The following is a 26,512-nucleotide window of genomic DNA, read 5'->3' as shown; positions in this document are numbered from 1 at the left end:
TACTCTGGAACTTCTGCAACAAGTGAGTCGCCTCCATTCACGCCACCTGTAAACTCTGGCTTAGAGACTGTAGGAGCTGGAGAATCTCCTAATGTGGATAGGAAACCTCTGTACTCTGGAACTTCTGTAACAAGTGAGTCGCCTCCATTCACGCCACCTGTAAACTCTGGCTTAGCTACTGTAGGAGCTGCAAAGTCACCAGATGTACCTAAAATACCAGAATCTTCTTTTCCACTATCTTTTTTTGGATCTAATTTCCCAGCTAAATCCTTATCCGAATCCTTCTTAGAAGGTTCCACTTCTTTATCTTCCACATAGACAGGATCTTTTGGTTGACCCTCAATATAAGAACGAACCCAATCCAACTGCTCTTTTGATAAAACCAAACCACCACTACGGCTTCCTACAACACCATTTTGGTGAACTCCAATTAAAGCACCTTTATCATTATAAAGACCACCACCAGACGCTCCAGGTTTCGTACCTCCGTAGCTAATTCCCTCTATTCCAGAACCGAAGTCTGTAGTTCCTACTACTTTGCTATCTAAAACTGGACTTAGCTTGTTATCTGGAAAACCATAGACCGAAACTGAATCCCCCTCTGCAACTTTCGAAGATTGTTTTACAACCTCTACAGGAGTTACTCCTTTTACTGCTTCTTTTAACCGAACCAAAGCTAAGTCATTTTTAAATCCAAATACTGAATCTTTTTTATTCCAATAAACAATATCATCATCTGAAAAATTCACAGACTTACCATTCGGCAAAGTTGCTTTATACACTGTATTGGTACGACCAGATTTAGTAACTACCTCAGAACCTTTAACTGTTAAAAAATTATGAGCGACTGTTAACACCAAATTTGGTGCAATTAAAGTACCTGACCCCGACCCATCTGGCGTTTGAATGTGCGTTGTAGCATAGAAATTTTCTGAGCCATTCGGAGCTTGTAACACCTCTTTACTAGGTACAGGTAAGTTCGATTTACCACTCAAATCGACTTTACCAACTTCAGTTCTTGCAAAATCCGAAGAAGACGTAGATGGAGGAGTTGCCGAATCTACTACCGCTCTTATAATTGTATCTCCTAAAGCTAACTTACTGACATAGTCATCAGACCAAGTAGTATCACTTGCTAGTTTGTTAATCGGCACTCCGTTATAGGATACCACTTTAGCTGTTGGGGAAGTTGCTATTAACTGTTTGAAGTCTGGATTTTGTCTTAAATGAAAATTCAAGCCACTTCCAACAGAACCTTCCTGAACAACCTTATCTGAAATCAAACGAGTTCCTTTAGTATCTTCCACTCGAAGTAGAACACGACCTTTTTCTTCACCTTTTACTAAAGTAGCTCGACCTTTTTCATCAAAACTATACAAAGCACCGTCAATCTCAGACTCTACATCTTTTAAAGCTATATGATTTTCATCATAGTAGTAACGGTTTGCACCATCTATATACCAACCCTTTATACCATATTGATCAATCATAGAACGAATCCAAGCTCTGTGCTTGTCCGTAAAGATAGTACCACCGCCAATACGCTCACTCTCAGGAGCGTTTGAAGTATTTGTTCCGTGCTGGTGGATACCGACTACCTCTCCCTTATCATTAAACAAAGGAGCACCTGAAAAACCTCCTAAAGCTGAGGAATGATAAGTGACTGCACCACTCTCTTTATTGATACTGCTCACAGTTGTTGAGACTGAATAAGCCTTACCGTCTTTCAAGCGAGTTTTATTTTCTTTACTTAAATTTGGAGTAGAAAAATCATTAGGATATCCGACCATAGTGATTTTATCACCAGTAGAAACCTCTTTATGACTCAACTCTCTTGGTGAATCTTCACCACCTGTCATAGCTTCTACAGGCTTTTTAGTTACCACTACTGCTAAGTCATTGCTATAGTCTTTACCAAAGTCTTTGCCGTTATACAAGTGAATAGAGTCTTTTTCAAGAGCTTCCGATACACCAGAAGTAGGTACTTTATTGCTTTTCTCCTTTTCCGAGTTCATTACAACATAACTACGAGCAGACTCCCCACCACGCAAGACCGCAGACTTATCCTCTTGGTTTTTATCATAGTAGTTATGAGCTACTGTTACCATCACATTCGGCGCTACGAATACACCACTGCCAGACGCAGTTTGTTTTCCACTTGTTCCGCTATCATAAGTGGTATAAGTCATAGCAACACCTTCTGCAGATTTACTATGAACATCCACATCGTGAATATCGCCACCGCCTTGAATGACATCAGCATAAACAACCCCGCCACCAATAACTGGTAACTCTGGTGCAGCTAAGCCAATCACCGCTGATAGTGTCAAACAACCAACCAAACCATAAGCTTTGGATTTACGAAATTTCCCTAAACCCTTTAAACATACAAACATATATTACCTCACTTTAACTTTCAAAGTTAATTTATCCAAGTATATTCTAAAAAATAAAATATTACAGTTTCCATTAGCATAACACTCTCTACTTTGATTCTTACAATAAAAATAGACATAGACTATTTTGCTACTTTACAAATGCTATTTAAGTACTGTATCTACAGGAATATCGTTTTTACAAGATATTATCCTAACGAGAAAACCATCTTATACACAAACTTATATATAAATGTTCATTTGTAGCGAAACTGTATATTTTCTTATAAATTATAACACATTTTACAGACGCTTTTCAATGTATTGAAAGAACTTATACCAAACTAGATAGAAAATGAATTGTTTTACACCAAGGTCAAGAAAAAAACTCATACTCAATGAAAATCAAAAAGCAAACTAGGAAGCTAGCCGCGGGCTACTCAAGACACTGTTTTGAGGTTGCAGATAAAGCTGACGTGGTTTGAACAGATTTTCGAAGAGTATAAGATAACTGATCACTCTCCTCTGATTCATATTAAGAACTCTATCATTCTTTCCCTAAAATACAGTTATAGCTATAAAAGTTGTTGAATTTCAAAGTATATATGATCTAGAATATTTGCTGACTAGACTCTATACAAAAAGAGAGCTACCGAGCTCTCTCATTCATTATTTTACGTACTTAAAAGGAATCTCACTGCCACAGAGCCAGTTGTAGACTTGGTCATTGACAAAAACATTCATGGCCTCGTGGGCATACTCGGGCATGATGCGATAGGACTTATCGCAGGTGAGACGGTTGTAAATCGCAAACTGGGTAATAGGATAGCAAACATCGTCGTCCAAGCCCGTAATCATCTTAACCTCACCTTGGATACGATGGGCGAGATTTTTCACATCGATATAGGCAAGGGTCTCCATAATTTCCTCCTCTGTTTCATGGAAAGGATCGTGGAACTTGAAATAACGGAAAAGTTCGTCATAGGCCTCGCTGGTATTGCCAATCTCAAGTACCCGTCTAAAGTCTGACAAGAAGGGATAGATGGCAACTGTTTTCTGAATCCGAGGATTGAGCGCTGCTGCAACTAAGGCTAAAGCCCCTCCTTGCGATGCACCATAGCTAGAAAGACGCTTCTCATCCACCTGAGGCAGACTAGCAACAATTTCGATCAACTGGTAAATATCCAGATAAACATCCTTATAAAAGAGATGCTCCCGACCTTCCACAGCACCACGGATAATATGGCCCTTAACCGTATTTCCTAAAGGAGAACGCAAACCGTCCTGTGAATAACCTGACTGCCCTCGCACATCCATCGAAACAACACCGTAACCAGCCACGGTGAAGGCCAGCATGTCAGTCCAGTCCCAACCACGTCCCATATAACCATGGAAATGGAAGATTAGAGGAACCTTCTCCTCACTCTTTAGAAGAACAACTCGTGCATAGATCTTGCCTTCCTTGCTTCCTTCAAACGTTAACTCATAGCACTTGACTTGAGGAATATGGAAATCCCTTTCCTCCAGCTGGTAGGCAGGAAGGACTGAAACTTTTTTGACTTCCTCATCCCAAAAAGCATCAAAGTCTTCTGGGACCTCATCCCTTCCTTTATAAGTCTTGATTTCTTCTAGCAAAGCTGGATTTTTCATAACATGCTCCTTTGATTTTGTAATCGCTACCACCACTGTAGCATATCTAGAAAAGCAATGCAAGAAAGAAGGGTAAATAGAAAGTGAATTTAGTTTTTCTTCCTTTAAGCCTATCGTCTGAAAGTAATCTTAAATTTCTAGTACTCAGTTTTACATATGATCCTTCACAGCTACTGCTACCATTTTGGCTTTGGCACGGACTTTAGTAGCTACTGTCATCTCCATAGAAATAATTGCTTTTCTTTCCCCTAATTCCTCCAAAGTAGAAATGACGACAATTTCATCGTCAATTGGACTAGGACTAAGGTAATCAATCTCCAAGCGTGCAGTAATAAAACGTCCTATTAGAGTAGTTTCCGTCAGTTCTAACCCTTTTTGATGGTGAGCAAACCAAGCTGCTGATGCCGTACCATGGCAATCAAAAATAGTCGCTATCATTCCTCCAAAGACATTTGATGGAACTCCGCCAGTATAAGCTTTTTCAAGCTTTATCCGACTAATGCAACACTCCCCATCTAGACTTGGATAGGTTTTTAAATGTAAACCCAAATCATTCTTTGGGCCGCAACCCCAACAATGCTGGAATCGTTCTCCATACCTATCCTGGATGGCAATCGTTCTAGTTTCTAACATTTTTTTCACTCCTCCTTATTCAGATGGGATCATTATATCAAGCTTCCGTCAAATAGTAAATAGGCTTGAAGACTAATATCTTTTTATCACTTGACTAAGTTTGATTTATAGCCGATTATTTCATAAAAATAAAAAGAGCATTTTCGCCCTTTCTTCTCCTATTCAATCTTATTTTGTTGCTTCTTTCCTTTGGAAAGTGGTTTGGTAATTTACTTTAATCGTTACTGTCATGTGAGAGTCCTCGTTTCTTTTTGATGACTCTAGTATAAGGTCCAAACCTGAAAGCTAGCTTAAGATTTCCTTAGAGAAAGCTTAATCTAAATGTTCTTTCTTTTCCAAATGAAGAGCAATCATGCGCCACTCTGGATCCTCTTGCCAACCTTCTATGGAACTAATGTAGCTAGCAACTTTTCTGGCTTCTTCTAAAATCAGAAAATCTTCGATAATATCAGCCACTTGAAACTCTGGGAGACCTGACTGTCTGGTTCCAAAAATCTCACCTGAACCACGCATTTTCAAATCTTCCTCCGCAAGGACAAATCCATTGGTGGTTTCTGTCATGATGCGCATGCGGTCTTTCCCAGAATCGGTCTTTGGATTGGCAACGAGAACTGCATAGGACTGCTTATCTCCCCGACCGACACGACCTCTAAGCTGGTGCAACTGGCTGAGCCCAAAGCGATCGGCATCCATGATGATCATGACAGTCGCATTGGGAACGTTAACCCCGACCTCAATAACCGTTGTCGAAACTAGAATATCCGTTTTTCTCTCTTTGAAATCCTGCATGATCTGGTCTTTTTCGTCACTCTTCATCTTACCATGTAGAAGAGCCACCTCAGCCTTATCCGCAAAATGAGCCGTCAACTCCTCAGATAAAGCAATGGCATTTTTCAAATCCAGAGCTTCCGATTCTTCAATCAAGGGAGAGATGACATAGACTTGGGAACCTTTTTGAATTTCTCCCTCTAACCAAGTCAAGACCTGAGGCAGTTGCTCATGCTTGATCCAGCGCGTCACAATAGGCTTCCGACCTGCTGGCATCTGGTCGATAATGGAAACATCCATATCTCCAAATGCTGTGATAGCCAGCGTCCGTGGAATCGGAGTCGCTGTCATCATGAGGACATCAGGATTGTCGCCTTTTTCCCGTAAAATACGCCTTTGCCCCACACCAAAACGGTGCTGCTCATCGATAATAATCAAGCCAAGGCGAGCATAATCCACCCCATCCTGAATCAGAGCGTGAGTTCCAATAATCAAATCAGCCTCACCCTTGGCAATTGTCTCCAAGACTTCTCTCTTTTCTGCAGCTCTCAAGGAACCTGTCAAGAGAGCCAGTTTCAAGTCTGGAAAGAGGTTCTGTAAACTCTCAAAGTGTTGCTCTGCAAGGATTTCTGTCGGTACCATGAGGGCCGCTTGGAAGCCAGCCGTTACCGCCGCAAACATGGCCAAGCCAGCGACCACCGTTTTTCCACTCCCCACATCCCCTTGCAGGAGACGATTCATGTGGTGGTCCGACATCATGTCGGTCAAAATTTCCTGCAAACTCTTTTCCTGAGCAGGGGTCAGGGCAAAAGGCAAACTTTCTTTGACTTCTGTCACCTTTCCCTGAGACCAATTCAGAACCAGGCCACTTCCCTGAACTCTATTTTCAGACTTGAGCGTCTGCAATTGCATTTGGAAATAAAAGAGTTCCTCAAATTTGATACGGCGAAGAGCCTGCTTGTATTCTGCCAGATCCTTTGGGAAATGCATGGCACGAACAGCCTGACAACGGGACATGAGTTTGTATTTGTCCAGCAAAGACTGGGGAAGATTTTCCTCTATCAAGAGGTCCAGTCCTTGATCAAAGGCTGTCTTGATGACCTTGACCAGACTTGCCTGACTGATTCCCTGAGCCAAGCGATAAACAGGTTGGAGATCATCTTCCACCTGAGCCAGGACCTTCATCCCAGTTAGACTAGCCTTGGCACGGTCCCATTTTCCAAAGATGGCAAGAGTTGCTCCCAACTCTATCTTATCTGCTAGGTAGGGCTGGTTAAAGAAATTCACCGCAAAAACAACTTCTCCCTGCTTAAGACTAAAGCGTAGGCGATTGCGCTTGAAACCATAATACTGGACACTGGCAGGAGTCACGACTTGACCAGACAGAACCGCCTTTTCTCCGTCTTCCAGTTCTAGCACCTGCTTGGTCTTGAAGTCTTCATAACGGAAAGGAAAGTAGAGCAAGAGATCTTGCAAATTTTCAATTCCTAGTTTGGCGTATTTTTCTGCTGACTTTGGTCCCACACCAGGTAAGGCATGCAAGGGTTGATGTAGATTCATGCTCCACTCCTTTCTTTTCTAATCATATTCTCTCGGAATGCGATCGCTGAGGAGACAAACCACCTCATAGTTAATAGTCCCACGGTAGGCAGCTACCTGAGTTGCTGTGATTTCCTTGCCCCCATTAGAACCAATGAGGGTGACTTTGGTTCCTAAGGGATAAAGCTTAGGCAGACGAATAGTGATTTGGTCCATAGAAACCCGCCCGACGATTGGGCAAGCTTGACCATCTACCAAGACAGAAAAATTCTGCATGCCACGTGTCCAACCATCCGCATAGCCGATTGGCACGGTCGCGATGACTTGCTCGCTATCCGCCTGATAGGTCGCTCCGTAGCCCATACAAGCTCCAGCTGAAACTGTCTTGACATGAACCAGAGCAGATTCCAAAATCAAGGCCGGTATCAAGTCATAAGGCAAGTCCAAGACCTCTCCACTAGGGTTAAGACCATACATAGCATCTCCCATACGGACCGCATTGAAAATAGTCTCTGCATGCCAAAGAGTCGTTGCCGAGTTGCTAGCATGTACCAGCTCTGGAAGACCTTTCATACTGGCCAAAATAGCTTTAAAGCGTTCTAACTGGGCATTAAAGTAATCATCTGATTCCTCGTCTGCAGTAGCAAAGTGGGTAAAAATCCCTTCAACACGAGCACCATGTTGTTGGAGCAAGTCTTGAGCCTGCTCAGCCTCACAAGCCTCTCGAAAACCAATTCGTCCCATTCCTGAATCAATCTTGAGGTGAACTGTCAATCCAGTTAGGTCTGATTCCTTATCTAACAACACTTGAATCCACTCCAGTCCAGCCACTGTCAAGGTGATGTCGTATTCTTTAGCTAGAGCAACAGCTTCGATTTCAGAAACTCCTAAAATGAGGATTCGCTTGCTGAGTCCAGCCTGTCTGAGTTCAAGAGCTTCATCAATATTGGAAACGCAAAAACCATCAACATCATCTTGAATCGCCTTGGCAACAGCGACTGCTCCATGTCCATAAGCATTAGCCTTTACCACTGCCCACTTGAGCGTTCCTTGAGGGATATGAGCCCCCATCTGCTGAATATTTTGTCGAATAGCTCCCAGATGAATCAGAGCCTTGGTTGGTCTATGTGGACTAGCTTTCATGATTTTCCTCCAAAATGACACTGGCTGTCACAAACTGATCTGTGTGGCTGATAGACAGCCAAATCTTTCCTGAAAATGGTGACTGACTAAAATAAGGCGCTCCGCGTTCATTGTTCAAGACTTCTAAATCCTGAAAACTGAGCTTGCCAATACCAGTTCCCATAGCCTTAGAAAAGGCTTCTTTAGCCGACCAGCGACCAGCCAAATATTCGATTTGTCTGCTCCCTTTAAGACTGTTAAACCGTTCCATTTCCTTAGCGGTCAGCACGCGCTTAGCAAATCCTTCATGCCGTGTAACTGCTCTTTCTATCGAAGCCAACTCTTCGATATCAATTCCATGTCCAACTATCATACTCATCAAAAGGAGTTGAGAATCCCCCAACTCCATCCTTTTCACTTATTTTGTCAAGGTAGCATAAATCTCTTCTACCAAAGCTTCTGTATTTTCCCAACCTAGGCAAGGATCGGTAATAGAGCAACCAAAGACCTCTGGTTGGTTTTGACGACCATCTGCTAGGTAAGATTCAATCATAAAGCCTCGAACCGTCTTTTTAATCTTCTCATTCCAATCACGATTTTGCAAGGTCTGGCGAACAATTCGAATCTGCTCCATATATTGCTTGCCTGAGTTATCATGGTTGGTATCAATGAGGATAAAGGGATTTTCAAGTCCCATTGCCTCATAACGTTCAATAGCATTTAGCAAGGTTTCATAGTAAAAGTTAGGCTCATTTTTTCCATATTCATTGACTGCTCCACGAAGGATGACGTGAGCCAAAGGATTTCCTGAAGTCTCAACTTCTTGGCCATGGAAGAGGAAGGTTTGTTTGTTTTGAGCAGCATAGATACCGTTAAACATAACCCCAAGATTTCCAGAGGTTGGATTTTTCATCCCCACTGGTGCATCAATTCCTGAAGCCACAAAACGGTGCTCTTGGTCTTCCACAGACCTTGCCCCCACAGCATGGTAGCTGACCAAATCATCTACCAAAACCAGATTTGATGGATAAAGCATCTCATCTGCCGTCGTCAAACCAGTCTCTGTAATCACGCGGTAGTGCAACTGGCGCACAGCCTGCAAGCCGTTAATCAAACTTGGAGCTTTTGAAGTATCTGGTTGGTGTACCAAGCCTTTATAGCCGTCTCCGTTTGTACGAGGTTTAGCAGTATAAACACGCATAACCATGAAAATCTTGTCCGCCACCTTCTTTTGCAAGGCAGATAAACGACGGGCATATTCCAAGACAGCCTCTTCATTGTCAGAAGAGCAAGGACCAATCACCAAAAGGATCCGGTCATCTTCTCCTGAAATGATGTCTGCCAATTCTCTATCACGGCGCTCCTTTAGTCGCAAGGCTTCCGCAGACAATTGAGTTTCTGCCTTGATTGCTTCAATATCGATTTCTTGACCTTTTTCAATAAATGCCATCTTATTCTCCTAGCGTTTGGTAGATTTCTCTGACGAGGACTTCCGTATTTTCCCAGCCCAGGCAAGGGTCTGTTATAGACTTGCCAAATACTTCCGGTTCGTTTTGACGACCGTCTTCTAGATAAGACTCAATCATAAATCCACGAACGTACTGCTTGATTTTTTCATTCCAATCACGATTAATCAAGGTCTGGCGGACAATTCGAATTTGGTCCATATGTTGCTTACCAGAGTTGTCATGATTGGTATCGACGATGATAAAAGGATTTTCCAAGCCCATCTTCTCATACTGAGCAATGGTATCCATCAAATTATCATAGTAGTAGTTAGGAATATTCTTACCATACTCATTGATTGCTCCACGAAGAATGGCATGTGAAAGCGGGTTCCCAGTTGTTTCCACTTCTTTTCCTAGGAAAAGGAAACTTTGTTTGTTTTGAGCAGCATAAATCCCATTAAACATAACATTGAGATTTCCAGAGGTTGGATTTTTAAAGCCAGTCGCGAAATCTGCCCCGCTTGCCACAAAGCGGTGTTGCTGGTCTTCAACCGAACGAGCACCAACCGCCATGTAAGAAATCAGATCATCCACAAGAGGAAGATTTTCAGGATAAAGCATTTCATCAGCTGTCGTCATACCTGTTTCCGTGATGACACGATAGTGAAGATGGCGAACAGCTTTGATTCCGTTGATAAGACTAGGCGCTTCTGCCGTGTTAGGCTGGTGAATTAATCCCTTATAGCCATCTCCGTTGGTACGGGGTTTGGCAGTATAAACACGCATAACCATAAAGATACGGTCTGCTACTTCTTCTTGTAGGACTGCCAAACGCTTAGCGTACTCAAGAACAGCTTCTTCATTGTCAGATGAGCATGGCCCGATTACCAATAGAATCCGCTGGTCTTCTCCACGTATAATGGCTTCTAGCTCTTGATCGCGCTGTGATTTTCTCTCCAAAGCTTGGCCTTCCAATTTTGATAAGGAACGAACTTCTTCAATATTAATTTTAGGACTTTTTGCTGTAAATACCATAACTCATCTCCTTATAAATCAAACGGATACCAAGTAAAAATTTACTTTTCACAAGGTATCCGCCTCTAAACTATCTCATTTTATTGTCTTTTACCGTGACAGTTTTTAAACTTCTTACCAGAACCACATGGGCAAAGTTCATTCCGTCCAATCTGACTCAAATCCAAATCTTCTGGGATATTTGCTTGGTGGGCAGCGATATTGCGAGTCGCTGTTGTACTGATATGGTGTTCTGCTTGTGGTCTTTCTTGTTCATGAATTTGTGCTTTCATCATCAAGCGTGTCACATCAAACTCAATCGAACCAATCATGTCATTAAACATACGGAAACCTTCCGCCTGATACTCAACAACAGGGTTGTTCTGAGCATAGCCACGAAGTCCAACCGCGTTACGCAATTGATCGAGGGCATCGATATGATCTGTCCACTTGTTATCTACCACTCGTAGAATCAAAACTTTTTGGAATTCTTTAACTGCTTCTTCATCGCGTAGTTTTGAAACCTGACTATCGTAAACTTGCAAGGCACGTTGGAAGAGCTCTTCCTTAATTTCCTTATCAGACAAGCCAGACAAATCTTCAATCGTAATAGAATCTTCTGGAAGCAAGTTGTACTTAGCAAAGTTCAAAATTGCCTCTAGTTTTTCATCTTGTTTGGCACGCGCATGACCATCAACGACACGACCAATCGTGCGTTTGATCATAGCCTGAATTTCAGGTGCCAAGTCACGGTCTGCAGTGATGACATCGTAACGTTGAGCGTAGATAATTTCACGTTGTTCACGCATGACGTCATCATATTGAAGGACTTGTTTACGGGTATCGTAGTTATTTCCTTCAACACGTTTTTGCGCTGCTTCAACCTGACGCGTCAACATGCGAGACTCAATGGCCTCTTCAGACATGTTGAGACGTTCAAAGATTCCCTTCAAGCGTTCAGAACCAAAACGTTTCATCAAGTCATCTTCAAGAGATAGGTAGAATTGTGACTCACCTGGGTCTCCTTGACGACCTGAACGTCCACGAAGCTGGTTATCGATACGACGACTTTCATGACGTTCTGTACCAATCACACAAAGTCCACCTAATTCGCGAACCCCTTCACCAAGCTTGATGTCGGTACCACGACCGGCCATGTTAGTCGCAATGGTAACAGCACCACGTTGACCAGCATTCATGATGATTTGGGCTTCTTTATAGTGGTTCTTAGCATTCAAGACTTCGTGAGGAACGCCAGCTGCTACTAATTTCTTAGAAATGTAGTCACTAGTTTCAACCGCTACTGTACCAACCAAGACAGGCTGACCTTTTTGGTAACGAGCCTTAACGTCTTCGACAACCGCCTTAAACTTAGCCTCGATACTTGCATAAAGAAGGTCTGAGTGGTCAATACGTTGAACAGGACGGTTTGTTGGGATTGGAATAACACGAATGTTGTAAATTTCACGGAATTCTTCTTCCTCAGTCTTACCTGTACCCGTCATACCAGACAATTTCTTGTACATACGGAAGAGGTTTTGGTAAGTGATTGAGGCAGATGTCTTGGTTTCATCCTGAATTGGCACACCTTCTTTAGCTTCAATAGCTTGGTGCAATCCATCAGAATAACGACGACCTTCCATGGTACGACCTGTAAATTGGTCGACAATCAAAATTTCTTGTTCTTCGCTCACCACATAGTCAATATCGAGAAGCATGATGTAGTTGGCACGAAGGGCGTTATCGATAAAGTGAGTCAGAGCTACGTTTTCGATGTCATAGAGATTTTCAAGTTTGAAGTAGCTTTCAGCCTTGTCAATCCCTGAATCAGACAAACCAATAGTCTTAGACTGCACATCGATGATGTAGTCGTCTTTGTCCAAAGATTTTACATAGTGGTCTGCCATGTGGTAGAGCTGACTAGTTTCAACTGCGTTAGCACCTGATACGATCAAAGGTGTACGCGCCTCGTCAATCAAGATAGAGTCAACCTCATCGACCAAGGCATAGTTGAGCGGACGTTGTACCATGTTTTCAGCGCGAACAACCATGTTGTCACGAAGGTAGTCAAATCCGATTTCTGAGTTGGTTGAGTAGGTAATGTCACACTCATAGGCTTCTTTTTTCTCCATTGGAGATTTGGCAGCTAAGTTAATCCCTACTGACAAACCAAGCCATGAGTACAATTCACCCATTTCAGTCGCGTCACGTTCTGATAGGTATTCATTGACCGTAACTACGTGAACCCCTTTGCCTGAAAGGGCATTGAGGTATACCGGCATAGTCGCAGTCAAGGTTTTTCCTTCCCCTGTACGCATCTCTGGCACATCACCATGGTGAAGAACGATTCCCCCCATGACCTGAACCTTATATGGGAAGAGGCCTAGGACACGTTTGGCACCCTCACGGACAACCGCAAATGCTTCATAAAGCAATGAATCCAGTGATTCTCCATTTTGATAACGTTCTTTAAATTCAACTGTTTTTGCTTTTAGTTGGTCGTCAGTCAAAGCAGCCATTTGGTCTTCATATTTGAAAACCTTGTCAGCCATCTTTTCCAGACGACGGATTTCTCCTTTATCATTTTCGATAATTGTTTTTAAAATATTAGCCATGTTTTTCCTTACTTTAAATTCCGAATATTTTAGAATGTTCTTTTAATTTTAGCACAATTACTGATTATTTTCAAGGAAGAATTCCCATTTTGAAAAGGAAAAAGAGGCTAGTTTCCAAGCTAACCTCTCTGACTTTTATGATACTTTAATTGCCAAAAATCGGCAAAATGGCAAATAGGATAAATAGATTTATCCAAAGAGAAAAACAGCAGATCAATCCAAAAACAAAGAGACTGACTTTCTTGGACAGCAAGGCCATCAAAATCGACAGAATTCCAAAAACTAGTAAAACTTTCTGCATGATTAAGAGATTGATAGATATTCCCAGAACTGGTTTATCCCAAGGAAGAAAGAAGAAAGCAATCCAGATCAACAGAACTAAACCAATATAGACCTTAGAATAGCGTGTAATAAATGATTTTAGATGTTCCATAAGCTACCTCCTATCAATAAAAACCATATAAATCAATGCCTTCCACCCTTAGACTTTCCTAACTCCTTTCTTAGTCTAAGCATTTTTTTGAAACAGGAATAAGTTAACCAATTCAGACCAATAGCTAGCAGAATAAAAAGAAACCAAACGCCCCATAACTTGATATCTGTCAAATTTCTCAAGACGATATTGAAAAACAGAACTGAAACAACTGTCCAAGCAAGGCTAAAAAGAGCATAGAGGGGGATGTAAAACCAGTAAAAATAGTAAAAAATTTGGAAAAATTTATTATCTCTATTGGCCTTTTCAATCCAGCTGAAAAAGTAAAACCAGGGAAATAAGATTATCAACTTAAACAAATGTTTCATCACCATCCCCCCTCTTTTTGATAGCGTTTTCTTCACCTTCATTCTATCAAAAAAATCTGGAAATGTCATTCCAGATTCTACTTTTTTATTTACGTTTTCTTGCGATGAGATGGATTGGCGTTCCCTCAAAGACAAAGGCCTTGCGGATTTGATTTTCCAAGAAACGCAGGTAAGAAAAGTGCATGAGTTCTTCTTCATTGACAAAGATAACAAAGGTTGGTGGTTTGGTTGCCACTTGGGTCGCGTAGAAAATCTTGAGACGTTTTCCTTTGTCTGTCGGTGTTGGATTGATGGCAATAGCATCCATAATCACATCGTTCAAGACAGCTGATGGAATACGTGTATTTTGACTTTCACTGATTTGCTTAATCATCTCAGGCAGTTTGTGAAGACGTTGCTTGGTCAAGGCTGATACAAAGATAATCGGTGCGTAAGGCAGGTATTGGAACTGCTCACGGATATCTTCTTCCCAGTTTTTCATAGTGTGGTTGTCTTTTTCAAGCGTATCCCACTTGTTGACCACAATAATCATCCCTTTACCAGCTTCATGGGCAAATCCTGCGATACGCTTGTCGTATTCACGGATACCTTCTTCCGCATTGATGACCATCAAGACCACATCCGAGCGGTCAATCGCACGCATGGCACGCATGACAGAGTATTTCTCGGTATTTTCATAGACCTTACCAGACTTACGCATACCAGCTGTATCAATCATGGTAAACTCTTGGCCATCTGTATCCGTAAAGTGGGTATCAATGGCGTCACGCGTTGTTCCAGCAACTGGACTGGCAATGACACGGTCTTCTCCCAAGATAGCATTAATCAAGCTTGATTTTCCGACGTTAGGACGACCAATCAAGCTAAACTTAATGACATCTGGGTTTTCTTCTTCATATTCATTTGGAAGATTTTCTACGATGGCATCTAGCACATCCCCTGTACCGATACCATGGACAGATGAGATAGGCAGTGGTTCACCCAAACCGAGAGCATAGAAATCATAGATATCATTTCGCATCTCAGGGTTGTCCACCTTGTTAACCGCGAGGATAACTGGTTTGTGGGTCTTATAAAGTTTACGGGCTACGTATTCGTCTGCATCGGTAATTCCTTCCTTACCAGACACGACAAAAACGATAACATCGGCTTCTTCCATGGCAATTTCTGCCTGGTGCTTGATTTGTTCCATGAAAGGAGCATCGACATCATCGATTCCTCCTGTATCAATCATGCTAAACGAACGATTGAGCCACTCACCCGTTGCATAGATACGGTCACGTGTCACTCCTTCGACATCTTCTACAATGGAGATTCGCTCACCAGCGATCCGATTAAATAGGGTTGATTTCCCAACATTGGGACGTCCTACAATGGCAATAGTTGGTAGGGCCATAATTTCTCACTTTCTACAATAACTTCTTCTGTTCAAGATTTTTTCTAGTTGAGCTTGGTTCTGCTTGACCAAACTGTTCTGCTAGGCGCTGACTCCAGCTTGTGGTCGCACGCGCCCCAGCATAGTCCGCCTGTACACGGTCATAAGCTTCGATTGCCTCAGTTGACTGTTCTTGGTATTCTTCCTCAAACACCACTTGATTCAATGGCAAGCGAGGTTTGACTTCGTGTTCTTCATTCGGAAGACCCAGTGCCATCCCAAATACAGGGTAGGTGTAGTCAGGCAGGTTAAAAAGCTCTGCCACTTCTTCTGACTTGTACCGTACCAAGCCAATGATAACACCACCGTAGCCCAAACTTTCAGCTGCCAGCAGGGCATTTTGACCAGCAAGAGCAGCATCGACCGAACTAATTAAGAGACTTTCTACACCTTGAGGTTGGAAGGTATCAGTATGAAGCTGAGCTCCCTTTTCTGCTCGGTTCAAATCTCCGACAAAGAGAAGGAAAACAGCTGACTGGCGAATGGCTTCTTGAGGCACTAATTCATACAAGGCATCTTTCTTTTCTTGACTTCGCACTACAATCACAGAGTAGGATTGGAAATTCTTCCAAGACGAGGCCATTTGGGCTACTGTCAGGATTTCAGTCAAATCTTCCTGAGGAAGGGCCTGCTCCTTAAATCTTCGAACAGATTTATGAGCTTTCATCAGTTTAATCGTTTCTGTCATCGACGGTTCACTCCTTCTAAACGAGTCTCCTCAGCCAAATAACGGATGCGTTCCATGACCCGTCTAGCTTCCCAGGTTTCGTCATTTCCTTGTTTCCCTTTAGCAAAATGCTGCTCCAAATCTTCAAAGTTGAAGTTGGAAGTGAAAAAGGTCGGTAAATTTTCCTGCATCCGATATTGGAGAATGACTTGTAGGATTTCATCCCGCACCCAAGCTGTTGATTGCTCGGCACCAATATCATCTAAAATCAGGACTTCAGAAAGCTTAATCTCATCCACCAAGGTCTTGACATTACCATCACCGATAGCATTTTTGACATCAATGACAAAGCTAGGATAGTGGAGGAGAGTTGATGAAACACCGCGTTTTTCTGATAAATCATGAGCCAAGGCAGCCACCATGAAACTTTTACCCACACCAAAGTCTCCATACAAATAAAGACCTTTTCGAATAGCTGGATATTGCTCCACGAAGGCTAATAGCTTTTCAAAAACTGGCAAGCGCCCTAAATCATCCATGTCAACTTGAGCCAAACTAGCTTTCTTGAGACTGGCTGGCAGATTGATTAACTTGAGACGATTCTTAATAGCCGCTTCTTTTTCCGCTGCGATTAGTTCAGGAGTTTCTTCATAAGAAACATCCGCATAGCCGTGGTTCATGACCAAAATAGGCTTGTAACCTTTGGCAATATAATCCATATCCCCACGGAGAAACTTATCACGCTCGGTGATGTATTGATTAAACTTGGAGATACTGCGATTCAATTCCTCTGGAGTCAAGGATTCTTGCTGGATAAAGGCTGCAACATCAGGGTCCTTCATGATTTTCTGGACCAAATCTTGATAATGAAAACGGCTAGGTTGACGTTTGAGTACGTCTCCGACACTTTCCATCTAATCTCCTCCTTTTTCTAATCGAGCTAATAGTTCTTGTTTCTTACGTTCTAGTTCCAGACGAGTTTCCTCGCTGGTTTCATTCTTATAATCTGGATTGCTCCACTTGGGTACATTGGACTTGGTAGGACTCGGTTTACTGCTTTTTTGAGCCTGGCTCTTCTGCCCTCGCTCACGGATGCGCAAGACCGCCTCTTCTGCCGAATGAATCTTTTGATAGGCATAGTCATTGGCTACCTTCATGGCATATTTCTCATTGATATTTGCCGAATCCACCTTATTAAAGGTCAATAAGAGAATAATATTGATGACTTCGTCCAGCAAGCCCAAGCCGGCCATCTGTTGCAAGAGTTCCCTTTCTGTTTGGGTAATGGTTCCCTTGCGTGTTTGCTTGATTTCTGCCAAGAACTGCAGGGCAGTTTTACTTTTGGCTTCTTTGATAATGGTCGTTTCCTTAGGACTAAAGTCAGAGGAAACAGGTTTTTGAGCGATTTTCTCCCGCATGCGTTTGGTTGAAATAACCTGGTACACAGCTGTTGACTTGGCCAATTGATAGGTTTCAAACCAAGTCCATTTCTTCTCCTCAGCAATGGCAAAGAGGTTCAAGACATCGGACTGCTCATCCGCAAAACGAAGCCCATCTCGAGCCATAAGCTGACGAAAATGGTCCAAGTCAAAATCGTTGGCCACTTTCTTCTTGAGACCAAGGTCTTCTTGACTTCCTAATTCTGCCAAATCTGGAAAGACTTGATTGAGTGAGACAGGTATTTCTTCACCATTAGCACTCTCAACTTTCAAATCCTCCACCGCTGCATCGCCAATCTTTTTCTCCAAAAGTCTGCGATAAACAGGATGCTCCAAGAAGTCTTGACTAGATAGAGGAGCATGGAGGGCTAGCTGATAAGTATCACCCTTTTGATAGAAGGTCAAGAGATTAAAAGCAGATAGGATTTTCAGGGATTTTATCAGTCTATCCATCCCAAAGTTGAGATGATTGAGAATGCTTGAAAAAAGATATTCCTTTCTGCCATTATCCCAAAAACTGATTGTATAAAGATAAAGGCTCAGTGCCTCCTGACCGATAATCGGGAGGTAGCACTGTACCAGAGATGAGGTATCTTGCGACACCCGATTATTCTTTAGATAAGAAAAACGGTCAATTGGCTTCATTTATCTTTCCTTTTTCTTTTTAGAGGACTGGGTGATTTGTTGGAGCAGGCTCTCTAGCTCACTGACATCCTTAAAACTACGATAGACACTGGCAAAACGCACATAGGTAATCTCATCCAATTCAGCCAACTCCTCCATGACGAGGGAACCAATGTCCTCACTTTGAATTTCATTTTCATTTCGACCACGGAGTTTCTGTTCGATACGATTGACTACCATGTTGATTTCATCACTTGACACAGGACGTTTCTGGGCTGAGCGGATAATTCCATTAAAGATTTTATCTCTGGAGAATTGTTCCCGTGTGCCATCTTTTTTAACAACTACTAAGGTTCTTTCTTCTACCCGTTCGTAGGTTGTAAAACGGTGTTGGCATTCGTCGCACTCACGTCTTCTACGAATGGTGTTCCCTTCTTCTGCTTGGCGACTATCGATAACACTTGACTTGGTAGCCCCACATTTTGGACAACGCATCCTTTCCCTCCTTATCGTTTTCTTTTCATTATACCATTTTTTAAGCGATTCCCAAAACAATTCTTCTTTTTGCTTGACAAGTTTTTTGTTTTGTTGTATTATTTAATTAAGACAAAGGATAAAAGAAAGGAGACCAAGATGTCCTGGACATTTGACAACAAAAAACCCATCTATTTACAGATTATGGAGAAAATCAAGCTTCAGATTGTTTCCCATACACTGGAACCCAATCAACAACTTCCAACCGTGAGAGAGTTAGCAAGCGAGGCGGGTGTCAATCCAAACACCATCCAAAGAGCCTTGTCAGACCTTGAACGAGAAGGATTTGTCTACAGCAAGCGAACAACTGGACGGTTTGTGACTGAGAATAAGGAGCTAATCGCCCAATCACGCAAACAATTATCAGAAGAAGAATTGGAACACTTCGTTTCCTCCATGACCCATTTTGGCTATGAAAAAGAAGAACTACCAGGCGTAGTCGGCGATTATATTAAAGGAGTTTAAGCCTATGTCATTACTAGCATTTGAAAATGTATCCAAATCTTATGGAGTAACACCAGCCCTTGAAAATGTTTCCCTTGACATCCCAGCTGGAAAAATTGTCGGTCTCCTTGGACCAAACGGATCAGGAAAAACAACCCTGATTAAACTAATCAATGGCCTCTTGCAACCAGATCAAGGACGCGTCCTTATCAACGATATGGACCCAAGCCCAGCAACCAAGGCTATCGTAGCTTATTTGCCAGATACGACCTATCTCAATGAGCAAATGAAGGTCAAAGAAGCCCTAACCTACTTCAAGACCTTCTATAAAGATTTCAATCTGGAACGTGCCCATCATCTACTTGCAGACCTTGGTATTGATGAAAATAGTCGTCTCAAGAAACTATCAAAAGGGAACAAGGAAAAGGTCCAACTGATTTTGGTTATGAGCCGCGATGCCCGTCTCTACATTCTGGACGAACCCATTGGAGGTGTTGACCCAGCAGCCCGTGAGTATATCCTCAATACCATTATCAACAACTACTCCCCAACTTCTACTGTTTTGATTTCTACCCACTTGATTTCTGATATCGAGCCAATCTTGGATGAAATTGTCTTCCTAAAAGACGGAAAAGTAGTCCGTCAAGGAAATGTAGATGACATTCGCTATGAGTCAGGTGAATCCATTGACCAACTCTTCCGTCAGGAATTTAAGGCCTAAGCAAAGGAGATTATTATGTTTTGGAATTTAGTTCGCTACGAATTTAAAAATGTTAACAAGTGGTATTTAGCCCTTTACGCTGCCGTGCTCATCCTTTCTGCCCTTATCGGGATACAAGCACAATCCTTAATCAAACTACCTGAAAAAAATCTATCTGTCCTACTTGTTTTTCTAGCTACTGTCTTTGGTGGTTTGATGATTACACTTGCGATTTCAACTATCTTCTTGATTATTAAACGATTCAAAGGAAGTGTCTATGACCGACAAGGCTATCTGACTTTAACCTTGCCAGTTTCTGAACACCATATCATCACAGCCAAACTAGTTGGTGCCTTTATCTGGTCTATTGTCAGCACTGCTGTACTAGCTCTAAGTGCTTTTATTGTTCTTACTCTGACGGCTCCCGATTGGTTTGCAACTTCTGACTTGATTCCATTTATAGGAACACACCTTCCTCAACTCTCTCTTATGGGGGTATCCTTCCTGCTAAATACCATTTCTGGAATCCTCTGTATCTACTTGGCTATTTCCATTGGACAGCTTTTCAATGAATACCGTACCGCACTGTCAATTGTAGCCTACATTGGTATCCAAATTGTCGTTGGCTTTATTGAACTCTTCTATCGTTCTAACCCTGGCTTCTACTTCCCATCAACCTCAGGAGGAGCTGATCAGTTCCAGATGGGCATTATCATGACTATTATGGAAGAAGTTATTCTTATAGCCATCTACTATCTAGGAACTTATCACATCTTGAAAAATAAGGTTAATTTACAATAAAAAAGGCCCAGCTAAACAGCTGGGTTTTGATTTAACTCAATATCAAACTGGCTATAATAGGGCTGACAAAGACATAGAGAATACCGGTAACACCGATAGCCAAACCACCCATAGCTCCTGCTACAGAGCCGTATCGGAAGGCTGTCCCTGTTCCGACTGCATGGCCTGTTCCTCCAAGTGAAAGACCAACGGCTACTGGATCATCTATTTTCAACCACTTCAAAAGGGTTGGTCCGATGACACTGGTTAAAATCCCAGTAGCCACTACAACCACCAAGGTCACAGTGGTCAGACCTTGCAATTTTTCTGTGATTCCCACTGCCATAGCGGTTGTCACTGACTTAGGAAAGAGAGAAATGGCTAGGAAAAAGTCCATGCCAAAAATCTTAGCCACAAGGGCTGTGAAAGAGGTATTGACAACTACCGCTAGCAGACTACCAAAGAGAATACTCCGAGCATGGTGCTTCATCAAGTGAAAACTCTTATAAAGCGGAATCCCTAGAGCAACAGTCGATGGGACAATCAAGTTGTTCAAATAAACCCCACCTTGGTAGTAATTTTGGTAAGAAATACCCGTCACTTTTAGAAAGATGATAATAAAGATGGCTGACAAAAGTAAGGGTGTTGTCAAAGGATGGGGAAACTGTCTGTAAATCAGCATACCCACTAGATAGGCTAGGATAGACAGGGCAAGCCCAAACAGGGGATTGGAAACAAATTCACTCATTTGGCATCTCCTTTCTCATAATCTCCCTCAAACCGGCTCTTAATGAACTGAACCACCAAGGCTATGAGGATAATATTGATAACTGCTGCAAAAAAGACAATCAAGACGATGGGCAGGAGATAGGGTGCAATCACATCAAACTTCTCCATAATTCCCACTGCTGGCGGCAAAAAGAGAATGGTCATATTGGCCAGCAAGAAATTCCCCACCATGTTGACATGTCTGGTTCTCAGCCACTTGAATTGTAGGGCTAGAAAGAGAATCATCAAGCCGATAATACTGCCTGGGATGGGCAAATGAAAGAAACTGGAAATTCCCTCTCCGATTAGAGAAATCACAAAGAGAATCATTAATTGAACATATAATTTCATCCTAAACTCCATGAAATAGACTTCTTGCATACCAGTTTACTCTTTTTTCAGAAAATTTCAAGGAAATGCACAAGAGTTATTGAAAATTAAAGAAGAAAGGGGATACAGACAATTAAAAACTAGTGAAAACAGGCATGATTTATGATAAAATGTTCCAGCGTCCTTCTTGCCAGCTTTCTTGAAAAGTAGTATAATTATTGCATGCGCAATCATCTTGTGATGCAGAGATTGTCCGTGAATGGACATTCTTCTATTTATACTCAATGAAAATCAAAGAGCAAACTAGGAAACTAGCCGCAGGTTGCTCAAAGCACAGCTTTGAGGTTGCAGATGAAACTGACGAAGTTAGCTCAAAACACTGTTTTGAGGTTGTGGATAGAACTGACGAAGTCAGCTCAAAACACTGTTTTGAGGTTGTGGATAGAACTGACGAAGTCAGCTCAAAACACTGTTTTGAGGTTGTGGATAGAACTGACGAAGTCAGCTCAAAACACTGTTTTGAGGTTGTGGATAGAACTGACGAAGTCAGCTCAAAACACTGTTTTGAGGTTGTGGATAGAACTGACGAAGTCAGCTCAAAACACTGTTTTGAGGTTGTGGATAGAACTGACGAAGTCAGCTCAAAACACTGTTTTGAGGTTGTGGATAGAACTGACGAAGTCAGCTCAAAACACTGTTTTGAGGTTGTGGATAGAACTGACGAAGTCAGCTCAAAACACTGTTTTGAGGTTGTGGATAGAACTGACGAAGTCAGCTCAAAACACTGTTTTGAGGTTGTGGATAGAACTGACGAAGTCAGCTCAAAACACTGTTTTGAGGTTGTGGATAGAACTGACGAAGTCAGCTCAAAACACTGTTTTGAGGTTGTGGATAGAACTGACGAAGTCAGCTCAAAACACTGTTTTGAGGTTGTGGATAGAACTGACGAAGTCAGCTCAAAACACTGTTTTGAGGTTGTGGATAGAACTGACGAAGTCAGCTCAAAACACTGTTTTGAGGTTGTGGATGAAACTGATGAAGTCAGTAACCATACATACGGCAAGGCGACGTTGACGTGGTTTGAAGAGATTTTCGAAGAGTATTACAACTCTAAAAAGAAAGGAGATACTATGACCTACTTGGAAAAATGGTTTGATTTCAATCGGCGTCAGAAAGAAATTGAAAGTCTTTTGGAAGAGACTGTTGCCCAGCAGAGTGAACAAAGTCTGACCTTGAAAGAGTTTTACCTGCTCTACTATCTGGATTTGGCCCAAGAAAAATCTCTACGCCAGATTGACCTGCCAGATAAGCTTCATCTGAGCCCGAGCGCTGTTTCTCGAATGGTGGCCCGCTTGGAAGCTAAAAATTGCGGGTTGCTTAGTCGCAGGTGTTGTGATCAAGATCGACGCTCTAGCTTTATCTGCCTGACAAGTGATGGGCAAAAAACACTGGCCTCTCTACAAAAGGCTGTCGAAGCAAGCTTGGAGACTGGTTTGGATTTCTTGATTTAAGGTGATTTTAGAAAAAAGTTGCGTGCGCAATCATTTTTCTTGACATTCTCTTCTACAAGGAGTAAAATAAAGTCATCATTAAACAAAGGAGTTGTAAACATGATTGAAATTACCTATCTAGATGCCAGCAAGAATGAAAGAACTGTCACCTTCGAATCTTATGAAGACTTTGATCGTTCACAACAAGCTTGCCTTATCGGCGTTGCAGACTACTACCCTGTTCAAAAATTAACCTACAACGGTCATGATTTGGACTACCATGGGACTTATGGAGATATCTTCTTCTATCTCAAGAAACAAGATTTAAGCCAATATAACTAAAAAAAGGAGAAATACAATGGCAAAAGCAATTACAGATGCAACATTCGAACAAGAAACAAAAGACGGTTTGGTCTTGGTAGACTTCTGGGCAACTTGGTGTGGTCCATGTCGTATGCAAGGTCCAATCTTGGACAAATTGTCTGAAGAACTTTCAGAAGATGTATTGAAAATCGTTAAAATGGACGTTGATGAAAATCCAAACACAGCTCGTGCTTTTGGAATCATGTCTATCCCAACTCTTCTCTTCAAAAAAGACGGCCAAGTTGTGAAACAAGTTGCTGGTGTTCATACAGCAGAACAAATCAAGGCCATCGTTGCTGAATTGAGCTAATCACACTAGAGACCAAGTACTTTCTTTGGTCTCTTTTTTCTTGCCCTTTGCCATTTTTCAAAAAATATGCTAGACTATAGGTAGAATATTACGATGTTTGGGACATGCCATCGCTAAAAAAAACCTCTACATGGTATTTTTTAGCTCCCTCAAGGGAGCTTTTTGCGTGCTCTGAACATTTCCCATTTTGGAAGGAGTACTATGAAACGTCAATCAGCCTTGGTCGTCTTTAGTGGCGGTCAAGATTCCACAACCTGCCTCTTTTGGGCTAAAGAACACTATGAAACGGTCGAGGCCGTCACCTTTGCCTACGGCCAACGCCATCATCTCGAAATTCAAGTTGCTAGAGAAATTGTTAAGGAACAGGGTATTCGTCATCATATACTAGATATGTCTCTGCTGGGGCAAATCACTGAAAATGCCCTGACCTCTGATCTGGAGATTGAGCAAAAAGAGGGAGAGGTTCCCAATACCTTCGTTGACGGTCGTAACCACCTCTTTCTCTCCTTTGCGGCAGTTCTTGCCAAGCAGCGAGGAATTACAGACATTGTGACAGGTGTCTGTGAAACAGACTTCTCAGGTTACCCTGACTGCCGTGATGTCTTTGTCAAATCCCTCAATGTCACCCTCAACCTTGCCATGGCTTACGACTTCGTTATCCAAACACCTCTCATGTGGCTAGACAAAGCTGAGACTTGGGAATTGGCTGACCAACTCGGTGCCTTTGACTATGTTCGTGAAAAAACTCTAACCTGCTACAATGGGATTATCGGAAGTGGCTGTGGAGATTGCCCAGCCTGCCACCTACGTCAACATGGTCTAGATGTTTATCTCTCACAGAAAGGAGAAGCCTAATGTTTTTTGCACCCAAAGAAATCAAACAAGAAACTGGAGAATCTCTCGTTTATAATCCTTATCGGACTCTAGTCTCCAAAGAATTTACCTTTGATGCTGCCCACCACCTCTTTCACTATGAGGGAAAATGCAAATCCCTTCATGGTCACACCTATCATCTGCAGATTGCTGTCAGTGGTTTTTTAGATGAACGTGGCATGACCTACGATTTCGGAGATATCAAAGCGATCTACAAGAACTACTTAGAGCCCCACTTGGATCATCGCTATCTCAATGAAACTCTCCCCTATATGAACACAACTGCTGAAAATATGGTTTACTGGATTTTCCAAACCATGAACCAAGAGTTGCCAGACGAGCGCAATCTCCGTTTGGAATATGTTCGCCTCTATGAGACTCCGACTGCCTTTGCAGAGTTTAGACGGGAGTGGTTAGATGACTAGGGAACGTGTCCTCAAACTACCAGTTCTGGAAATTTTCGGCCCAACTTTTCAAGGCGAAGGCCGTGCAATCGGGCAGAAAACCATGTTTGTCCGCACTGCTGGTTGCGACTACCACTGCGACTGGTGCGATTCTGCCTTTACTTGGGATGGCTCTGAAAAGCCAACTCGTATGACAGCTGACGAGGTCATTGCTGCCTTGGATAAATTGGGAAGCTACGACTACGTCACCCTATCTGGGGGAAATCCTGCTATCCTAGCAACCAACATGGCTGAACTCGTCACTAAACTCAAGGAACGTGGTGTCACTCTGGCTGTTGAGACTCAAGGTTCTCGCTGGCAAAATTGGTTGAAAGACATCGACCAGGTTACTCTCAGTCCCAAACCTCCTTCATCCAAGATGGAAGTCAACTTTGAAACCCTGGACTTTATCGTTTCCCAACTTGATCCAGATAAAGTCACCTTTAAAATTCCTGTCTTTGACGATGCAGATTTGGCCTTTGCCAAAGGCATACAAGAACGCTACCAACCAGATGTTCTCTTTTTATCGGCTGGAAATCCTGAGCCCAAGGCCACAGGCAATATTATCCAAGACCAACTAGATCGACTCAAAGAACTCTGGGAACGCATCGCTGCCGACGATAGCTGGGGCAATGTCCGCGTCCTTCCTCAACTGCATACCCTCCTCTACGATAATCAACGTGGTGTTTAAAATTAGAAAGAAAAAATCATGTCACAACAAGAAGAAATGAAAAACCTCAGCCTACTGGGCAACAAAGAAACCAACTACATTTTCGAGTATCAACCAGATGTCCTGGAATCCTTTGACAATCGTCATGTGGAAAATGACTATTTCATCAAGTTCAACTGTCCTGAATTTACCTCACTTTGCCCAATCACTGCTCAACCAGACTTTGCAACTATCTATATTTCCTACATTCCTGACAAGCTCTGTGTTGAGTCAAAATCCCTCAAACTCTACCTCTTTAGTTACCGAAATCATGGAGATTTTCACGAAAACTGTATCAACACCATCGGTAAAGACTTGGTCAACTTGCTAAACCCTCGCTATTTGGAGGTTTGGGGAAAATTTACACCTCGCGGTGGCATTTCAATCGACCCCTACTACAACTACGGTAAGCCAGGAACTAAGTATGAAGGCTTGGCAGAACAACGCCTCTTCCAACACGACCTTTATCCAGAGAAAATTGACAACCGTTAAACTCATACTCTTCGAAAATCTCTTCAAACCACGTCAGCTTCACCTTGCCGTATGTATAGTTACTGACTTCGTCAGTTTCATCTACAACCTCAAAGCAGTGCTTTGAGCAACCTGCGGCTAGCTTCCTAGTTTGCTCTTTGATTTTC

At 42.4% G+C, this 26,512-nt stretch carries 29 protein-coding genes; 10 read left to right on the top strand and 19 right to left on the bottom strand.

What is annotated here, in order from left to right:
- From ADI86_RS08155 to nrdR, 16 genes are all read right to left on the bottom strand, one after another.
- On the bottom strand, positions 1-2,396 hold a 2,396-nt coding region (locus ADI86_RS08155; RefSeq protein ID WP_049532534.1), incomplete at its 3' end, for an SIALI-17 repeat-containing surface protein.
- Positions 2,397-3,044: 648 nt separating this feature from the next.
- The gene (locus ADI86_RS08150; RefSeq protein ID WP_049532533.1) at positions 3,045-4,025 is read right to left on the bottom strand and encodes an acetylxylan esterase; all 981 of its coding nucleotides are present in this window, start codon (positions 4,023-4,025) and stop codon (positions 3,045-3,047) included.
- Between the two features lie 150 nt (positions 4,026-4,175).
- Positions 4,176-4,658: an acyl-CoA thioesterase gene (locus ADI86_RS08145; RefSeq protein WP_049532532.1), complete on the bottom strand. Its 483-nt coding sequence runs from the start codon at positions 4,656-4,658 to the stop codon at positions 4,176-4,178.
- 312 nt (positions 4,659-4,970) lie between these two features.
- Positions 4,971-6,986, bottom strand: coding sequence for an ATP-dependent DNA helicase RecG (recG, locus tag ADI86_RS08140; protein ID WP_049532531.1), 2,016 nt, complete (start codon positions 6,984-6,986; stop codon positions 4,971-4,973).
- An 18-nt stretch (positions 6,987-7,004) separates the two neighbouring features.
- A complete protein-coding gene (gene alr, locus ADI86_RS08135) occupies positions 7,005-8,108 on the bottom strand; it encodes an alanine racemase (RefSeq protein ID WP_049532530.1) in 1,104 nt (367 codons plus the stop codon).
- Positions 8,098-8,460 (bottom strand): holo-ACP synthase, encoded by a 363-nt coding sequence (gene acpS / locus ADI86_RS08130; RefSeq protein WP_049532540.1) that lies wholly within the window; start codon positions 8,458-8,460, stop codon positions 8,098-8,100. Before acpS ends, alr begins: the two co-directional genes overlap by 11 nt.
- A gap of 45 nt (positions 8,461-8,505) precedes the next feature.
- Positions 8,506-9,537 carry a 3-deoxy-7-phosphoheptulonate synthase gene (locus ADI86_RS08125; RefSeq protein ID WP_000864041.1) on the bottom strand — a complete coding sequence of 344 codons (1,032 nt, stop codon included), beginning with the start codon at positions 9,535-9,537 and terminating at the stop codon, positions 8,506-8,508.
- A 1-nt stretch (position 9,538) separates the two neighbouring features.
- Positions 9,539-10,570 (bottom strand): 3-deoxy-7-phosphoheptulonate synthase, encoded by a 1,032-nt coding sequence (locus tag ADI86_RS08120; protein ID WP_049532529.1) that lies wholly within the window; start codon positions 10,568-10,570, stop codon positions 9,539-9,541.
- An 80-nt stretch (positions 10,571-10,650) separates the two neighbouring features.
- Positions 10,651-13,164 (bottom strand): preprotein translocase subunit SecA, encoded by a 2,514-nt coding sequence (gene secA, locus ADI86_RS08115; RefSeq protein WP_049532528.1) that lies wholly within the window; start codon positions 13,162-13,164, stop codon positions 10,651-10,653.
- 145 nt (positions 13,165-13,309) lie between these two features.
- A complete protein-coding gene (locus tag ADI86_RS08110) occupies positions 13,310-13,597 on the bottom strand; it encodes a membrane protein (protein ID WP_049532527.1) in 288 nt (95 codons plus the stop codon).
- A gap of 32 nt (positions 13,598-13,629) precedes the next feature.
- Positions 13,630-13,965, bottom strand: coding sequence for a hypothetical protein (locus ADI86_RS08105; RefSeq protein WP_049532539.1), 336 nt, complete (start codon positions 13,963-13,965; stop codon positions 13,630-13,632).
- A gap of 85 nt (positions 13,966-14,050) precedes the next feature.
- Positions 14,051-15,361: a ribosome biogenesis GTPase Der gene (der, locus tag ADI86_RS08100; protein WP_001207696.1), complete on the bottom strand. Its 1,311-nt coding sequence runs from the start codon at positions 15,359-15,361 to the stop codon at positions 14,051-14,053.
- A 13-nt stretch (positions 15,362-15,374) separates the two neighbouring features.
- Positions 15,375-16,088, bottom strand: coding sequence for an NADPH-dependent oxidoreductase (locus tag ADI86_RS08095; RefSeq protein WP_049532526.1), 714 nt, complete (start codon positions 16,086-16,088; stop codon positions 15,375-15,377).
- Positions 16,085-16,981: a primosomal protein DnaI gene (gene dnaI, locus ADI86_RS08090; protein ID WP_049532525.1), complete on the bottom strand. Its 897-nt coding sequence runs from the start codon at positions 16,979-16,981 to the stop codon at positions 16,085-16,087. Before dnaI ends, ADI86_RS08095 begins: the two co-directional genes overlap by 4 nt.
- Positions 16,982-18,151: a DnaD domain protein gene (locus ADI86_RS08085; RefSeq protein WP_049532524.1), complete on the bottom strand. Its 1,170-nt coding sequence runs from the start codon at positions 18,149-18,151 to the stop codon at positions 16,982-16,984. It abuts the gene before it with no gap.
- The gene (gene nrdR, locus ADI86_RS08080; RefSeq protein WP_001203672.1) at positions 18,152-18,625 is read right to left on the bottom strand and encodes a transcriptional regulator NrdR; all 474 of its coding nucleotides are present in this window, start codon (positions 18,623-18,625) and stop codon (positions 18,152-18,154) included. It abuts the gene before it with no gap.
- 138 nt (positions 18,626-18,763) lie between these two features.
- Between nrdR and ADI86_RS08075 the strand changes: the two genes are divergently transcribed.
- From ADI86_RS08075 to ADI86_RS08065, 3 genes are read left to right on the top strand one after another with little or no spacing between them, the layout of a single operon-like run.
- Positions 18,764-19,129 carry a GntR family transcriptional regulator gene (locus ADI86_RS08075; protein ID WP_049532523.1) on the top strand — a complete coding sequence of 122 codons (366 nt, stop codon included), beginning with the start codon at positions 18,764-18,766 and terminating at the stop codon, positions 19,127-19,129.
- 4 nt (positions 19,130-19,133) lie between these two features.
- Positions 19,134-19,829, top strand: coding sequence for an ABC transporter ATP-binding protein (locus tag ADI86_RS08070; RefSeq protein WP_049532522.1), 696 nt, complete (start codon positions 19,134-19,136; stop codon positions 19,827-19,829).
- A gap of 15 nt (positions 19,830-19,844) precedes the next feature.
- Complete coding sequence (locus ADI86_RS08065) at positions 19,845-20,609, top strand: hypothetical protein (protein ID WP_049532521.1); 765 nt, start codon at positions 19,845-19,847, stop codon at positions 20,607-20,609.
- Positions 20,610-20,640: 31 nt separating this feature from the next.
- Here ADI86_RS08065 and ADI86_RS08060 read toward each other — a convergent pair whose 3' ends face one another.
- Together ADI86_RS08060 and ADI86_RS08055 are read right to left on the bottom strand one after the other, a co-directional pair.
- On the bottom strand, positions 20,641-21,336 hold the full coding sequence (locus tag ADI86_RS08060) for an LrgB family protein (RefSeq protein WP_049532520.1): 696 nt from the start codon (positions 21,334-21,336) through the stop codon (positions 20,641-20,643).
- Positions 21,333-21,707, bottom strand: coding sequence for a CidA/LrgA family protein (locus ADI86_RS08055; RefSeq protein WP_049532538.1), 375 nt, complete (start codon positions 21,705-21,707; stop codon positions 21,333-21,335). Before ADI86_RS08055 ends, ADI86_RS08060 begins: the two co-directional genes overlap by 4 nt.
- A 1,109-nt stretch (positions 21,708-22,816) precedes the next feature.
- Between ADI86_RS08055 and ADI86_RS08045 the strand changes: the two genes are divergently transcribed.
- From ADI86_RS08045 to queF, 7 genes are all read left to right on the top strand, one after another.
- Positions 22,817-23,197 (top strand): MarR family winged helix-turn-helix transcriptional regulator, encoded by a 381-nt coding sequence (locus tag ADI86_RS08045; RefSeq protein ID WP_049532536.1) that lies wholly within the window; start codon positions 22,817-22,819, stop codon positions 23,195-23,197.
- Between the two features lie 99 nt (positions 23,198-23,296).
- Positions 23,297-23,518: a DUF4649 family protein gene (locus ADI86_RS08040; protein ID WP_000570255.1), complete on the top strand. Its 222-nt coding sequence runs from the start codon at positions 23,297-23,299 to the stop codon at positions 23,516-23,518.
- A 16-nt stretch (positions 23,519-23,534) separates the two neighbouring features.
- On the top strand, positions 23,535-23,849 hold the full coding sequence (gene trxA / locus ADI86_RS08035) for a thioredoxin (RefSeq protein ID WP_001029581.1): 315 nt from the start codon (positions 23,535-23,537) through the stop codon (positions 23,847-23,849).
- A 201-nt stretch (positions 23,850-24,050) separates the two neighbouring features.
- Entirely contained in the window at positions 24,051-24,704 is a 654-nt protein-coding gene (gene queC, locus ADI86_RS08030; RefSeq protein ID WP_049532519.1) for a 7-cyano-7-deazaguanine synthase QueC, read from the top strand.
- The gene (gene queD, locus ADI86_RS08025; RefSeq protein WP_049532518.1) at positions 24,704-25,147 is read left to right on the top strand and encodes a 6-carboxytetrahydropterin synthase QueD; all 444 of its coding nucleotides are present in this window, start codon (positions 24,704-24,706) and stop codon (positions 25,145-25,147) included. The genes queC and queD overlap by 1 nt, the downstream gene beginning before the upstream one ends.
- Positions 25,140-25,856: a 7-carboxy-7-deazaguanine synthase QueE gene (queE, locus tag ADI86_RS12120; RefSeq protein WP_049532517.1), complete on the top strand. Its 717-nt coding sequence runs from the start codon at positions 25,140-25,142 to the stop codon at positions 25,854-25,856. The genes queD and queE overlap by 8 nt, the downstream gene beginning before the upstream one ends.
- 18 nt (positions 25,857-25,874) lie before the next feature.
- A complete protein-coding gene (queF, locus tag ADI86_RS12115; RefSeq protein WP_049532516.1) occupies positions 25,875-26,366 on the top strand; it encodes a preQ(1) synthase in 492 nt (163 codons plus the stop codon).
- On the opposite strand, the gene ADI86_RS12355 is transcribed toward queF, so the two are convergent.
- The coding region (locus ADI86_RS12355) for a hypothetical protein (RefSeq protein WP_152906156.1) at positions 26,293-26,512 on the bottom strand (220 nt) is incomplete at its 5' end. The two genes, queF and ADI86_RS12355, sit on opposite strands and share 74 nt — an antisense overlap.

The organism is Streptococcus pseudopneumoniae (genome assembly GCF_001074975.1).
Classification (GTDB): domain Bacteria; phylum Bacillota; class Bacilli; order Lactobacillales; family Streptococcaceae; genus Streptococcus; species Streptococcus pseudopneumoniae_D.
This window is presented reverse-complemented; position numbering and strand designations above follow the sequence as displayed.

Coding starts and splice junctions, on each gene's coding strand:
- queE (WP_049532517.1), top strand. CDS start 25,140: ATGACTAGGGAACGTGTCCTCAAACTACCAGTTCTGGAAATTTTCGGC.
- acpS (WP_049532540.1), bottom strand. CDS start 8,460: ATGATAGTTGGACATGGAATTGATATCGAAGAGTTGGCTTCGATAGAA.
- queF (WP_049532516.1), top strand. CDS start 25,875: ATGTCACAACAAGAAGAAATGAAAAACCTCAGCCTACTGGGCAACAAA.
- ADI86_RS08120 (WP_049532529.1), bottom strand. CDS start 10,570: ATGGTATTTACAGCAAAAAGTCCTAAAATTAATATTGAAGAAGTTCGT.
- ADI86_RS08070 (WP_049532522.1), top strand. CDS start 19,134: ATGTCATTACTAGCATTTGAAAATGTATCCAAATCTTATGGAGTAACA.
- ADI86_RS08055 (WP_049532538.1), bottom strand. CDS start 21,707: ATGAAATTATATGTTCAATTAATGATTCTCTTTGTGATTTCTCTAATC.
- ADI86_RS08045 (WP_049532536.1), top strand. CDS start 22,817: ATGACCTACTTGGAAAAATGGTTTGATTTCAATCGGCGTCAGAAAGAA.
- ADI86_RS08095 (WP_049532526.1), bottom strand. CDS start 16,088: ATGACAGAAACGATTAAACTGATGAAAGCTCATAAATCTGTTCGAAGA.
- queD (WP_049532518.1), top strand. CDS start 24,704: ATGTTTTTTGCACCCAAAGAAATCAAACAAGAAACTGGAGAATCTCTC.
- secA (WP_049532528.1), bottom strand. CDS start 13,164: ATGGCTAATATTTTAAAAACAATTATCGAAAATGATAAAGGAGAAATC.
- ADI86_RS08085 (WP_049532524.1), bottom strand. CDS start 18,151: ATGAAGCCAATTGACCGTTTTTCTTATCTAAAGAATAATCGGGTGTCG.
- recG (WP_049532531.1), bottom strand. CDS start 6,986: ATGAATCTACATCAACCCTTGCATGCCTTACCTGGTGTGGGACCAAAG.
- ADI86_RS08125 (WP_000864041.1), bottom strand. CDS start 9,537: ATGGCATTTATTGAAAAAGGTCAAGAAATCGATATTGAAGCAATCAAG.
- der (WP_001207696.1), bottom strand. CDS start 15,361: ATGGCCCTACCAACTATTGCCATTGTAGGACGTCCCAATGTTGGGAAA.
- ADI86_RS08075 (WP_049532523.1), top strand. CDS start 18,764: ATGTCCTGGACATTTGACAACAAAAAACCCATCTATTTACAGATTATG.
- ADI86_RS08150 (WP_049532533.1), bottom strand. CDS start 4,025: ATGAAAAATCCAGCTTTGCTAGAAGAAATCAAGACTTATAAAGGAAGG.
- ADI86_RS08110 (WP_049532527.1), bottom strand. CDS start 13,597: ATGGAACATCTAAAATCATTTATTACACGCTATTCTAAGGTCTATATT.
- ADI86_RS08060 (WP_049532520.1), bottom strand. CDS start 21,336: ATGAGTGAATTTGTTTCCAATCCCCTGTTTGGGCTTGCCCTGTCTATC.
- queC (WP_049532519.1), top strand. CDS start 24,051: ATGAAACGTCAATCAGCCTTGGTCGTCTTTAGTGGCGGTCAAGATTCC.
- ADI86_RS08040 (WP_000570255.1), top strand. CDS start 23,297: ATGATTGAAATTACCTATCTAGATGCCAGCAAGAATGAAAGAACTGTC.
- ADI86_RS08145 (WP_049532532.1), bottom strand. CDS start 4,658: ATGTTAGAAACTAGAACGATTGCCATCCAGGATAGGTATGGAGAACGA.
- nrdR (WP_001203672.1), bottom strand. CDS start 18,625: ATGCGTTGTCCAAAATGTGGGGCTACCAAGTCAAGTGTTATCGATAGT.
- alr (WP_049532530.1), bottom strand. CDS start 8,108: ATGAAAGCTAGTCCACATAGACCAACCAAGGCTCTGATTCATCTGGGA.
- ADI86_RS08065 (WP_049532521.1), top strand. CDS start 19,845: ATGTTTTGGAATTTAGTTCGCTACGAATTTAAAAATGTTAACAAGTGG.
- trxA (WP_001029581.1), top strand. CDS start 23,535: ATGGCAAAAGCAATTACAGATGCAACATTCGAACAAGAAACAAAAGAC.
- dnaI (WP_049532525.1), bottom strand. CDS start 16,981: ATGGAAAGTGTCGGAGACGTACTCAAACGTCAACCTAGCCGTTTTCAT.
- ADI86_RS08105 (WP_049532539.1), bottom strand. CDS start 13,965: ATGAAACATTTGTTTAAGTTGATAATCTTATTTCCCTGGTTTTACTTT.